The organism is Rhodococcus sp. IEGM 1307, assembly GCF_030056915.1.
Lineage (GTDB): Bacteria > Actinomycetota > Actinomycetes > Mycobacteriales > Mycobacteriaceae > Rhodococcus_F > Rhodococcus_F opacus_D.
The window spans coordinates 132872-144678 of sequence record NZ_JASHKW010000026.1 but is presented as its reverse complement, the minus strand read 5'-3'; the positions used below and the strand labels follow the sequence as shown (position 1 = coordinate 144678).

11 protein-coding genes are annotated in these 11807 nt (G+C 67.2%); 3 read left to right on the top strand and 8 right to left on the bottom strand.

Going from position 1 to position 11807, the window contains the following annotated elements:
• Window positions 1–247 precede the first annotated feature (247 nt).
• From QM841_RS36905 to QM841_RS36890, 4 genes are all read right to left on the bottom strand, one after another.
• On the bottom strand, window positions 248–637 hold the full coding sequence (locus QM841_RS36905) for a DUF5313 family protein (protein WP_005257629.1): 390 nt from the start codon (window positions 635–637) through the stop codon (window positions 248–250).
• A gap of 71 nt (window positions 638–708) precedes the next feature.
• Complete coding sequence (locus tag QM841_RS36900) at window positions 709–1470, bottom strand: MerR family transcriptional regulator (protein WP_280782874.1); 762 nt, start codon at window positions 1468–1470, stop codon at window positions 709–711.
• Between the two features lie 39 nt (window positions 1471–1509).
• Window positions 1510–3360 carry an AMP-dependent synthetase/ligase gene (locus tag QM841_RS36895; RefSeq protein ID WP_283335812.1) on the bottom strand — a complete coding sequence of 617 codons (1851 nt, stop codon included), beginning with the start codon at window positions 3358–3360 and terminating at the stop codon, window positions 1510–1512.
• A gap of 50 nt (window positions 3361–3410) precedes the next feature.
• Window positions 3411–4721, bottom strand: coding sequence for an MFS transporter (locus tag QM841_RS36890; RefSeq protein ID WP_105414917.1), 1311 nt, complete (start codon window positions 4719–4721; stop codon window positions 3411–3413).
• Between the two features lie 71 nt (window positions 4722–4792).
• Between QM841_RS36890 and QM841_RS36885 the strand changes: the two genes are divergently transcribed.
• Window positions 4793–5785 carry a GlxA family transcriptional regulator gene (locus QM841_RS36885; RefSeq protein WP_283335811.1) on the top strand — a complete coding sequence of 331 codons (993 nt, stop codon included), beginning with the start codon at window positions 4793–4795 and terminating at the stop codon, window positions 5783–5785.
• Here the strand turns inward: QM841_RS36885 and QM841_RS36880 are convergent.
• The gene (locus QM841_RS36880) at window positions 5763–7163 is read right to left on the bottom strand and encodes a hypothetical protein (RefSeq protein WP_280782870.1); all 1401 of its coding nucleotides are present in this window, start codon (window positions 7161–7163) and stop codon (window positions 5763–5765) included. The two genes, QM841_RS36885 and QM841_RS36880, sit on opposite strands and share 23 nt — an antisense overlap.
• 6 nt (window positions 7164–7169) lie before the next feature.
• A complete protein-coding gene (locus QM841_RS36875; protein ID WP_105414911.1) occupies window positions 7170–7568 on the bottom strand; it encodes a DUF7144 family membrane protein in 399 nt (132 codons plus the stop codon).
• A gap of 165 nt (window positions 7569–7733) precedes the next feature.
• Here QM841_RS36875 and QM841_RS36870 point away from each other — a divergent pair, with 165 nt between their 5' ends.
• Window positions 7734–8141 carry a DUF7144 family membrane protein gene (locus QM841_RS36870; RefSeq protein WP_283335809.1) on the top strand — a complete coding sequence of 136 codons (408 nt, stop codon included), beginning with the start codon at window positions 7734–7736 and terminating at the stop codon, window positions 8139–8141.
• 26 nt (window positions 8142–8167) lie between these two features.
• Here the strand turns inward: QM841_RS36870 and QM841_RS36865 are convergent, their stop codons facing one another.
• Window positions 8168–8776 carry a potassium channel family protein gene (locus tag QM841_RS36865; RefSeq protein ID WP_283335808.1) on the bottom strand — a complete coding sequence of 203 codons (609 nt, stop codon included), beginning with the start codon at window positions 8774–8776 and terminating at the stop codon, window positions 8168–8170.
• 103 nt (window positions 8777–8879) lie between these two features.
• Complete coding sequence (locus tag QM841_RS36860; RefSeq protein ID WP_283335807.1) at window positions 8880–9662, bottom strand: MBL fold metallo-hydrolase; 783 nt, start codon at window positions 9660–9662, stop codon at window positions 8880–8882.
• 34 nt (window positions 9663–9696) lie between these two features.
• Here QM841_RS36860 and QM841_RS36855 point away from each other — a divergent pair, with 34 nt between their 5' ends.
• Complete coding sequence (locus tag QM841_RS36855; RefSeq protein ID WP_283335815.1) at window positions 9697–11718, top strand: phage holin family protein; 2022 nt, start codon at window positions 9697–9699, stop codon at window positions 11716–11718.
• The last annotated feature ends 89 nt before the right edge of the window (window positions 11719–11807 follow it).

Sequence of the window (11807 nt, the reverse complement as noted above, 5' to 3'; positions counted from 1 at the left end):
CCTGACGATTACGCAGGTCGGCGAGCTTTCCCGCCGTCGTGTGAATATCGGGCGTGACCGCCGAATCTGTGACTGTCATCTATGACTGCTCTTCCCGTCGAGGCTGTCGGAACCAGCGCTGCACCCTGTGGGGTACGCGGTTCGTGGGATTACCCACTCGGACGCCGCCACTTTAACGCATTACTTATCGATCGTTCACGTGCGCTGCATCACTCTCGCGGCGAGGGTGTGATGCATCACGCTGCTGCTACTGGTCCTCGGTGCGGCCGTGGCGGCGCTCGTAGTCCTCGCGCGTGCGGTCGGCGCGACGCTGCGCCTTCGCATTGAGGAGGTCCGGATCGAGGCCGTGACTGAGCAGACGGTGGCGACGGTAGATGTTCATCAGCGCGACCGCAAAGTAGAGCAGGGGGAGCAGCAGGAGGGCCATCATCGCCAGCGGAATCCAGATCGGACCGGGGATGAAGAGGAACAACGCCAGCACCGCGACGACGGGAAGCATGAAACGGAGGACGTACCGCACCGAGGCTCCCGGCCCGACGAGGTCGTTGCGGACCCAGTCCTGCATCGAATCCGGCAGCGTGCGACCGAACAGATACCCGACGTACTGACTGGGGCTGGGACGCTGCGCATCGGACATGGGTTCAGGATAGTGCTGACGAACGGCCGCGAACTCGACGACGCTGGGTCGTCGAGTTCGCGCTGTTCCCGCTACTGCTGCTCCGCATTCGCGACGATGACGTCCCGGACGTACTGCGCGAGACCGGGAGCGACGTCGTCGTAGTGCCGGCGAAAGCGGTCGTCGGCGAGGTACATCTCGGCGAGGTTCACCTGCATTGCGTAATCGCAGTCGTAGAACCGTTCGATGCCGGCGCGGTGTTCCTCGGCGAGTGCGTTGGCCCGATCGGACCCGGGTTCGACGCCGTCGGCCATCGCCTGCGCGAGCGACGCCTCGAATGCGTCTCCCTCGGCCTTGATTCGCTTCCAGTCCTCCTTGCTCATCTTCGCGGACCGCTGCTGGGACTGCTTCCACGCGTCGGTGTCGCCCCAGCGCTCTTCGGCCTCGGCGGCGTACTCCTCGCCCGGCCAGTTGTCGCCGAAGATTTCGTTCTGCTCTTCGGGGGTGAGCTGAATGCCCATGCTTCTCGCCTCCATCATCTTCTCCACGGCTGCAGCCATCTCGTGTAAGCGATCGATCCGTTCGCTCAGCAACGCGTGCTGTCGCCGTAGATGTGCGAGGGCATCGACTTCCGGGTCGTCGAGGAGGGCTGCGATCTCCTCGAGGGGGAAACCCAGTTCGCGGTACGTCAGCACGCGGTGCAGACGTTCCACGTCGGCATCCGAATAGCTGCGGTACCCGCCGGGTGTGCGGTCGGACGGTGTCACCAGACCGATCTCGTCGTAGTGGTGCAGAGTGCGCACACTCACTCCGACCAGCCTGGCGACCACGCCGACCGTATGTTTCTCGCTCACGTCCTCTACCGTGCAGCCTGACGTCGCGTGAGGGTCAACTCAGTTGTAGAGATTGTCGAGTTCGTCGGAGAAATTGGTCATCACGACCTTGCGCTTGAGCTTCATGCTCGGTGTGATCTCGCCGTTCTCGACGGTGAGTTCCCGTTCGAGGATGCGGAACTTCTTGATCTGCTCCCACCGGTTCAGTCCGGCGTTGAGTTCCTCGACGTATCCGCCGATCAGGTTGCGGGTTTCCTGGGCGTTCGCGATCTCGGCGAGAGACTTGCCACCCAGGTCGTGATTCTTTGCCCACTCGCCGATCGATTCGGCGTCGAGGGATATCAGGGCGACGCAGTACGACTTCCCTTCGCCGTCGACGATGAGCTCACCGACGTACGGACAGATGCCCTTGAACGTGGCTGCCACGGCGGACGGTGCGACGTATTTGCCGTTGGACGTCTTGAACATGTCCTTCTTGCGGTCGGTGATCCGCAGGTAGCCGTTGTCGTCGAGTTCGCCGATGTCGCCGGTGTGGAACCAGCCGTCGTCGGTGAGCGCTTCGGCTGTGGCTTCGGGGTTCTCGTGGTATCCGCTCATGACGCCGGGGCCCTTGATGAGGATTTCGCCGTCGTCGCCGATCCGGGTCTCGGTGCCCGGGATGGGCCAGCCGACGGTGCCGAACCGGTACGCCGAGGGGCGGTTGACGAACGACGCGGCGCTGGTCTCGGACAGTCCGTACCCTTCGAGGACGACGATGCCGACGGCGTCGAACCATTGCGCGACATCACGATTGAGCGCCGCGGATCCGGAGATGAAGAACTTGAGGCGGCCGCCGAACCGTTCGCGAATCGTGCTGTACACCAGCCGATCCGCGACGGCGTGTTGCACCGAGTCGAGCAGCGACGGACTCTTGCCTGCCTGCTTGGCCTTCGACACCCGCAGCCCGACGCCGACGGCCCAGTCGAAGATCTTCTCCTTCACCCCACCTTCCTCGCGCACCGTGGAGACGATCCGCGCGTACGCCTTCTCGAAGATGCGAGGTGCCGCGCCCATGAACGTGGGCTTGACCACCGCGAGATTCTCGACGATCTTGTCGACGCGACCGTCGACCGCCGTCGCGAAACCGATCTGCAGCGGCAGGGTGAGCAGGACCTTCCCGAACACGTGGGACAGCGGGAGCCAGAGGTATTGCAGGTCGTCGGCGTCGAGGATGCCGGTCGCGTCGATCGCGGCCACCTCGTACGTCCACGCCGAGTGCGACAGTCGCACACCTTTGGGTCTGCCGGTGGTGCCGGACGTGTAGATGAGGGTGGCGAGGTCGTCGGGGTCGATCGCCTCGATCCGGTCGTGCACGGCGTCGGGTGTCTCGGCGAGCAGTTCTTCGCCGAGGTCGTGTAGCTGGTCGAACGTGATCACCCAGTCGTCGTCTCCGGCGTCGCCGTCGATCAGAACGACCTTCTCGACGTCGCCGAGTTCGCCGCGGTTCTCGCGCAGCTTGGCCAGCTGCGCGTCGTCCTCGGCGAAGACGACGCGGCTGCCGGAGTTGGCGACGATGTAGGCGACGTCGGCGGCCGTGGTGGTGGGATACACCGTGGTGGTGGCGGCGCCGGCGCACATGACGGCCAGGTCGGCGAGCACCCACTCGTAGCGGGTGGCGGACGCGAGCGCCACCCGCTGCTCGGCCTGCACACCGAGGACGATGAGACCGGCCGCGAGGTTGCGCACCCGGTCGCCCGCCTCGGACCAGGTGACACTGGACCACTGCTTCGGGTCCGCCGCGTCGACGTATCGGAACGCTTCGCGGTTGGGTGAGTGGGCCACCCGATCCACGAACAGTGCGGCTACCGACGGAGCCCGATTCTCGATCTTGGAGCGGTCAATGACCTCGTCCGACGCACGCTGAGCTGCCATGTATCGATCTTAGGAACCGGGGCCGCTCGGGGGAGTGGTTTCGGCGCAGGTCAACTCATCTCGGACGTCACCTTGCGGGGTTTCGCGACGATGGCCAGAGACATGACGGCGGCGATCGCGCACAGTCCGCCCGCGACGTAGAACGCGGAGTCGTATTCGCCGAACTGGTCGCGCACGAGTCCTGCGAGGAACGCCACGATGCCGGCGCCGATCTGGTGCGACGCCAGCACCCAGCCGAACACGATGGGTGCGTCGCTGCCGAAGTGCTTGCGGCACAGTGCAACCGTCGGGGGTACGGTCGCCACCCAGTCGAGTCCGTAGAAGATGACGAACGCGATCATCGGCGGGTGCACGGTGTTCGCGAACAGGATCGGCAGCAGCATCAGCGAGATCCCGCGCAGCAGGTAGTAGATGCCGAGGAGCTTGCGTGAATCGAATCGGTCGGTGAACCACCCCGACGCGATGGTGCCGATCACGTCGAAGATCCCGATCACGGCGAGCAGGCTCGCGGCCGCCGTCACCGGCATACCGTGGTCGTGCGCGGCCGGGACGAAGTGGGTTCCGACGAGTCCGTTGGTGCTCGCCCCGCAGATGGCGAACGTGCCGGCCAGCAGCCAGAACACCCGGGTCCGCGCCGCCGACACCAGCACCGTCACGGCCCGGCCCGCGGCGCCGCCGCGACCGGTCGGGGCGGGTGGTTCGGCGACGTAGTCGGGTCCGGCGCCGTACGGCACCGCTCCGACGTCCGACGGCCGGTTGCGCAGGAACACGAGCACCAGCGGCACGACGGCGAGGGCCGCGAACGACACCGTCAGCGCCACGGTCTGCCAGTTGTAGTGCTCGGCGACCATCGCGAGGATCGGCAGGAACACCAGCTGTCCGGCGGCGCTGCCCGCGGTGAGGATGCCGGTGACCAGGCCGCGGCGGGCGACGAACCACCGGTCGACGACGGTGGCCACGAAGGCGAGTGCCATCGAGCCGGTGCCCAGCCCGACGAGCACGCCCCACAGCAGCACGAGTTGCCAGGTGGCGGTCATGAAGACGGTCAGTCCGCTGCCGGCGGACACCAGGACCAGCGCCGCGGTGACCACCCGCCGCATGCCGAAGCGTTCCATGAGCGCCGCCGCGAACGGCGAGGTCAGCCCGTACAGCACCAGGTTGATCGACACCGCGGAGGAGATGCTGGCACGCGACCAGCCGAAGTCCTCGTGGAGAGGGTCGATCAGGATCGAGGGCGCCGCCCGGAAGCTGGCGGCACCCACGAGGGCGAGGAACGCGACGGCGGCGACCAGCCACGCGTAGTGGAGGCGCGGCGGGGCGGTTCGGGCCGGAGGTGCCGGGGGCGCGATTTCGGACGTCACGACGGTAAGTCTGCGGGACTGGATCTCGCCGGAACAGTTGCCGGAATGACAACATATGAAAGAATCTGGCCATGGTCGAACGTCATCGTGTGGTCGTGCTCGCCCTGGACGGTGTGATCCCGTTCGAACTCGGCATTCCGTCGCGGGTCTTCGGGCGGGCGGAGGACGCCGACGGGAACCCGCTGTACGACGTGCAGACCTGCACGGCGGACGGACGGCCCGTGCGTTCGGACGCCGATTTCTCGGTGTCCGTCGATCACGGGCCCGAGTTGCTGGCCGAGGCCGACACGGTGGTGATCCCGGCGTCCTACGAACTCGGCCCGGCCTACGACGACGGGCATCTGCCTCCGAACCTCGAGGCGGCTCTCGACTTCGTCCGGCCGGGCACGCGCTACGTCTCCATCTGCACCGGCTCCTACATCCTCGCCGCGGCCGGGCTGCTCGACGGACTGCGCGCCACCACGCACTGGCGCAACGCTGAACACTTCCAGCGCACCTATCCGCAGGTCCGGGTCGATCCCGACGTGCTGTTCGTCGACGAGGGGCACATCCTCACCTCGGCAGGCGTCGCCGCCGGACTCGACCTCTGCCTCCACATCGTGCGCCGCGACCACGGCTCCGACGTCGCCAATCGGGTGGCGCGCCGATGCGTCGTCCCACCGTGGCGCGACGGCGGGCAGGCGCAGTACATCGAGCGGCCGATCCCGGAGACCACGGCGGAGTCCACCGCGACCACCCGGGACTGGGCGTTGGATCGGCTGGGTGAGTCGCTGACGCTGAGCCGGATGGCCGCGCACGCGAACATGAGTGTCCGCACGTTCACGCGGCGGTTCGGTGAAGAGGTCGGCACCACCCCGAACCGCTGGCTGATCACCCACCGGGTCGACCGCGCGCGACAACTCCTCGAGACCACCGACCTGTCCGTCGACGTCATCGCCCGCGAGGTCGGTTTCGGGACCGCGGTGTCCCTGCGTCAGCACATGGGCGCCGTGCTCGGCGTCCCCCCGTCGGCGTATCGCAGAACGTTTCGGGGCCAGGCGCTCACGACGAAGGCACCGGCGTAGATCCCGAGTCGTGTCCCGTGGCTGTGCGGGCCGGGCGGATGAGCAGTTCGAGTGCCGCGAGCGCGAGTAGGGCGATGAAGACGATCCACAACACGACCAGTCCGGTGGGGTAGCGCCAGAACATCAGCAGAAGAGCCGCGACGCCGATGATGGTGCAGCGCAGTGGAATTCGGAGTTGGTTGGCCCACCGTTCCACCTCGTTCGGCGGTCGGCCTGCGCCGGACTTGCGGGCGAAGTCCAGTGCCTGCCCGAACCCACGACGGACGGCGGTCGCGGACGACGAGCCGCCGGTGAGGAAGGCGCCGATCGCGATCACCAGACCGAGGACGGCGACCGCACGCAGACTCGTCCGCAGTGGCACCAGAACGGTGTCGATGACCGCTGCCGCCGCGTCGGGCGACAGGATGTCGGGTGGGACGCTGTCGAGGTAGATGGCGCGTCCGACGAGAATCCCGATCGCGAGGATGAGCATTCCCAGGGCGATCGACAGGCCGGCGAGGGAGAGCGCGCGCAGCCGTCGGCCACTGGGGGCGACGGCGACCGCGGCGGCGGCGCAGGCGATTCCCAGCCACGGCAGGATCGCCGAGGCCTTGTCGAGGGCGTTGACGGCGCGCTGCGCCTTCACCAGCTCGGGGGACTGGAACAGCACGAATTGCTTGTCGACCGCGGGGATCTTGTCGGCGAACGCGAAACCACGCTCGGTCAGCGCGGCCTTCACATTGTCGATGACGGTGCCCAGAGAAATGCTGACGGTGCCGCTCTGGTCGACCTCCACCGAGCTGAGACCGTAGTTGCCCGTCATCACCGCCACGAGTGCGTTGTGCGCCGAACGGTTCGCCTGGATCCAGAGGTCTTCGAACTGCTGGGACTGCACGAGTGAGCTGACGGTGTCGTGGACGAAGTTCTTTGCCTGGCTGGTGATCACCGGTGCGAGGCCGACCACGGCCGCGTCCAGTCGGGGAGCGTTCGCAGCGACATTCGAGACGTCGGTCAACGCCTCGAGTGCGTCCTTGGTGAGCCCTTCGACGTCGACTCGGGTGAAGATCTCGTCGGTGATCTGGTTCGTGATGTCCGCTTGGAGGGCCGGATTCGACCCCAGCGGGGTCACCGTGCTCACGTAGCGGTCGGTGTCGAGGATCTGACTTCTCGTGAAGCGTGCGGTGACCGACGCGAGTGCGAGAACGGCGACCAGGACCAGCAGAATCGTGACGGCCGTCCAACGTAATCCGTTCCGGGGTGGGTGGGCGACCGGTTCTGCCGGAACACCTGCGGCGGCGCCCGCGGCCTGTCCGCGCAGCGTCGCCACCTCGTCGCGCAACCGGAGAAGTTCGGCGCGTTCGTCCTTGTCCAGTGAGCCGGTGCTCGTGCCGTCTTCCATTGCGGATCAGATCACTTCGGGGTTCCAGGTGGCGACCGCCCAGATCACGACGGCGTTCAGCGCGATGATCGTGATCGCCCACCCGGGGTAGTAGGGCAACCACAGGAAGTTGACGAAGATCGACAGGGCGCACAGCACCATCGCGCCGACACGCGCCCAGGTAGCCCCCGTGAACAGTGCCGCACCGACGGCCGCGACGATCACGCCGAGCACGAGATGGATCCAGCCCCAGGTAGTGACGTCGAATTGGTAGGTGTACTCGATGCCGACGACGATCACGTCGTCCTTGGCTACCGCGGAGATCCCCTGGAGGAACTCGAGCACGCCGACGGTGACGAGAAGAACCGCCCCGCCCATCGACGTTCCCTTTGCCACACCTTGCTTGACCAGCGATTCATCGGACATGACCGTTCCTCTTTCGTCACCGTACGAAATGAACTGGCGAAAGTAAGTATCCTCCGTCGGATCACCCCTTGTCAGGAAGATGCCCGGACGGGTGCGTATTGACCTCGCTCGACGCGGCGACGGAAAATATCTGCAGGCCAAGGTTTGTCCGGAAAGGGGATCGCGATGTCCGACGAGTCGTTGGTCAAGCAGGGGGTCGCTGCCGCGACGTCCATGGTGGCAGCGATAGTTTTGCTCACTATCGGAATTCTCCATGTGCTGTCGGGCATCTCGGCGCTCATGAAGGACGACCTCGTCGTGGCGGGCGCCGAGTACATCTACCAGTTCGACACGACCGCGTGGGGCTGGATTCACCTGGTGCTCGGTGTGATCGTTGCGGCCGTCGGTGTCATGTTGTTCACCGGGGCGACGTGGGCCCGCGTCGGCGCCATGGTGATCTGTGCTCTCTCGCTCCTCGCCAATTTTCTGTGGCTGCCCCACTACCCGTGGTGGTCGGTCGTCATGATCGTGCTGGACGTGTTCGTGATCTGGGCTGTCGCGACATGGAAGCCGGGCTATGAGGAGCGGCTCTAGGTCGCGAACCCGTCGAGTACCGGTCGTCAGGGCCCTGCCGGGTCACGGGCGATCCCGGGCTTTCGCCGCCAGCGAACCGACGCGGTCAGCACCCGGATGCCCAACGAGATCAGGATCAGGTTGCCGATGAGTTGTGCCGACACCACCGCCCGCGCGGTCTCCGTGGTGGCCACGATGTCACCGAATCCGACTGTGGTGAATACCGTCACGGTGAAGTAGAGGGAATCGAGGCGGGTCAACACTTCGCTGAAGTTGTCCTGGCCCGAGAGCGAGAGCAGAAAGTACGTCGTCGCGTAGCCGACGAGGTAGACCCCCACAGTGACGGCCAACGCCTCGACCGCCTGCACGACCGGGTATTCGGCACGCAGCACCCTGCGGATCTGCCAGACGTACACCGCGCAGACCACAGCGAGACCACCGACCACCAGGGACACGGTGCGAAGGTTGTCGACCGTGGTGAAGGGCAGCAGGAAATATGCGCCCACCAGCACTGCCGTGGCGCACACCGGGCGCAGGATCGCCGGAACCAGCACACGCGCCCGCGCATGGCGGGAGAGACTTCGCACGCCGTCCTCGTCCATCGACACCGCCCAGCTCACCACCTTGTCGGCGATGGTGCGACTTGAAATTGCCACCTCCAGTTTCCGCCGATCGAGGAGCCGACCAGAGCGCTTTGGCCGTCTTTGCGCCTCGGAGCGCACCCACACGTCGATCGACACGGTTTCGGAGCAACCGAATTCACACCCCGAGTTCGCCACCCGGGTGCAACTCCACCGCAACGACACCCGCCCTCTCGGCGTGGTGGACGAATTCCGCGCCCGGACCGAAGAACAACCGGGGGCGCACGGCGTCGAGGCCGATCGGCCACAGTGTTCCGTAGTGGATCGGCACCGCCAGGCCCGCCTCCACCAGGCGTGCGACGACCGCGGCGCGAGTCGGGTCGAGGTGACCCTTGCCGAGGGTCGGACCCCAGCCCCCGACGGGTAGCAGCGCGAGATCGACAGGGCCGACGTGGTCGGCGAGGTCCGGGTACAGGTCGGTGTCGCCGGCGAAGTAGGTCCGCCGGTCACCCTCGACGACGTACCCGACCGCGGGCGCGATCTGCGGGCCGCGCCGCCAGCGCCTGCCGTCGTGTCGGGCGGGCACGGCGCGCACGGTGACGTTGCCGATTCGTGCCTCTTCGCCCGGCCGCAGCAATACCAGGCGGTCGGCGAACTGTCGCAGCGCCGGCAGGCCGTCGACCGCCCGCCACGGTGCCACGATCGGGACGTCCGGATCGAGCATCCGCAGCGACGGCAGGTGCGTGTGGTCGGCGTGCAGGTGCGAGAGCAGGACTGCGTCCGGGTTGCGTACGTGCGGCCCGATCGGTGCGGGCCCTCGGCGGCGTCGTAGGTGCGCGACGTGGTCGGTCAGCACCGGATCGGTCAGGACGACCGTCCCGCGGTCCACGATCAGCGCGCTGGAATGTCCGAGCCAGCGCACACCGGGTGCGGCGGCAACCGGACCCGGCGTTGCGCTCACACCCTTACGATTCCAGATGACGAAAGGCGGTGCGATGCGCACGGTGGGCGGCGTGGTGCGGGTGCTCGTCGAATTCTTCGTGCTGTGGGGGTCGTCGGCGCTCGCGATCATCGTGCTCGACCGGATCCTCCGCGGCATCATCCTGGACCCGTCGAGCTTCGCTCCGATCCCGACGCTCCCGGCCGCGCTGGTGCTCGCGTTGGTGTTCGGCCTGCTCAACGCCGCGCTGTGGCCGGTGATGATGCGGTGCATGTCGTGGATCGGCCCGGTGCTGCTGTTCGTCGGGGTGTTCCTCGCCGGCGGTGTGATCATGCTGTACCTGGTACCAGTCGCGTCGGTGGACCAGCCGCGCGATGCGTTCTACCTCGCGGCGCTGCTCTCGCTGTTCACCTCCGTGATTTCGGGCGCGATCGCGTCCCGCTCCGATACCGCCTACCGACTGATGCAGGTGCGCCGACAGCGGTTCCGCTTGCGTCGCAACGCCGCGCTCGTGGACGCGTCCCCGGGGCTGTTGTGTATCCAGATCGACGGCCTCGGTTACGACGTGCTGCGTCGCGCGATCGCCGACGGCGTGACGCCCGGGCTGGCGAAGTTGGTGCGCGAGACCCACCAGCTGGTGCCGTGGCACACCGACTGGAGCAGTCAGACGGGTGCGACCCAGCTGGGCGTGCTGCACGGTTCCAACCACAACGTGCCGGCGTTTCGCTGGTACGACAAGACGACCGAGCACATTTCGGTGTTCAGCAACCCGGCCGACAACGAGCAGCGCGAACTCGAACGCACGGACATTCGTGGCCTGCTGGCGCACGACGGTGCGAGCCGCGGCAACCTGTTCACCGGCGGCGCGCACGACAACGTGCTCGTCGTCAGCCGCATGCGCGGTGCCCGCCTCGGCGGCGGAGCCGGCTACAGCGACTATTTCGCGGACCCGGCGAGCGCGCTGCGCACGTTCATCCGGATGGTCGCGGAACTGCAACGGGAACTGCGCCAGTCACTGCGGCAGAAGCGGAAGGACATCCAGCCGCGAGTGCCGCGGGGTGGGGTCTATCCGTTTGTGCGGGCGTTCGCGACCGTGCTCGCCACCGACGTCGCCGCCGCCGCGGTGGTCGGCGATCTGATCAAGGGGCGCAGTGTCGTCTACGTCGACCTGATCGGCTATGACGAGGTGTCGCACCACTCCGGCATTTCCCGGCCGGAGACCCTTGCGGTGCTGACCAAACTCGACGACGTCATCGAGATGCTGCTCGCCGTGGTGGGGCAGGCCGATCGGCCCTACCGCGTCGTCGTGTTGTCCGATCACGGGCAGAGTCAGGGCGCGACCTTCCTGCAGCGCTACGGGGAAACCCTGGGGCAGTTGGTCATCCGGCTTGCCGCACAGCGCGAACCGGTCGCGGGGAAGCGCCACTGGTACGAGCGCGAATCCGGCGCCTCCCGACAGCCCGGGGCGGAGGGGCGCGGCTACGCCGCGGCCAGCGTGCACTCGCCGACGGCCGGCGAAGAGGCGCACGCCTCCACGGGCGAGCCGATCGTGCTCGGCTCGGGCAATCTCGGCCTGATCTACTTCCCACACCTGCCCGGCCGCGCCGATGTAAATGCCATCGAGGCTGCCCATCCCGGGCTGCTCACCGGGCTCCGCGAGCATCCCGGGGTCGGCTTCCTGCTCGTTGCCGCCCCGGGCGGGTCCGTGGTGCTCGGGCCCCACGGCCAGGTCGACGTGACGACCGGCGAGGTCACGGGCGAGAACCCGCTCGCGGTGATGGGCCCCGACGCGCTGGCGAAGGTGCGACGCACCGACACCTTCGACAACGTCGCCGACATCATGGTCGGCGGCGCATACTGGCCCGAGACCGACGAGGTCGCGGCGTTCGAGGAGCAGGTCGGGTCGCACGGCGGAATGGGCGGACCGCAGAGCACTCCGTTTCTCATCTACCCCGCCGACCTGCCCGCACCGCCCGACCCGCTGCACGGCGCCGAGGCCGTGCACAGGGTGCTCGCCGGATGGCGGGACCTTTCGACGGGACCGCGCGCAGGCGACCTATCGGGAACTGGCGCTTGACGGCTGGCGAAGACCGGCAGCCCGAGGCGTCAATGTGCTGCGCTCGCCTCCGCGCACGGCGGAAGATGGAATACGACGGGAAGTCGGAC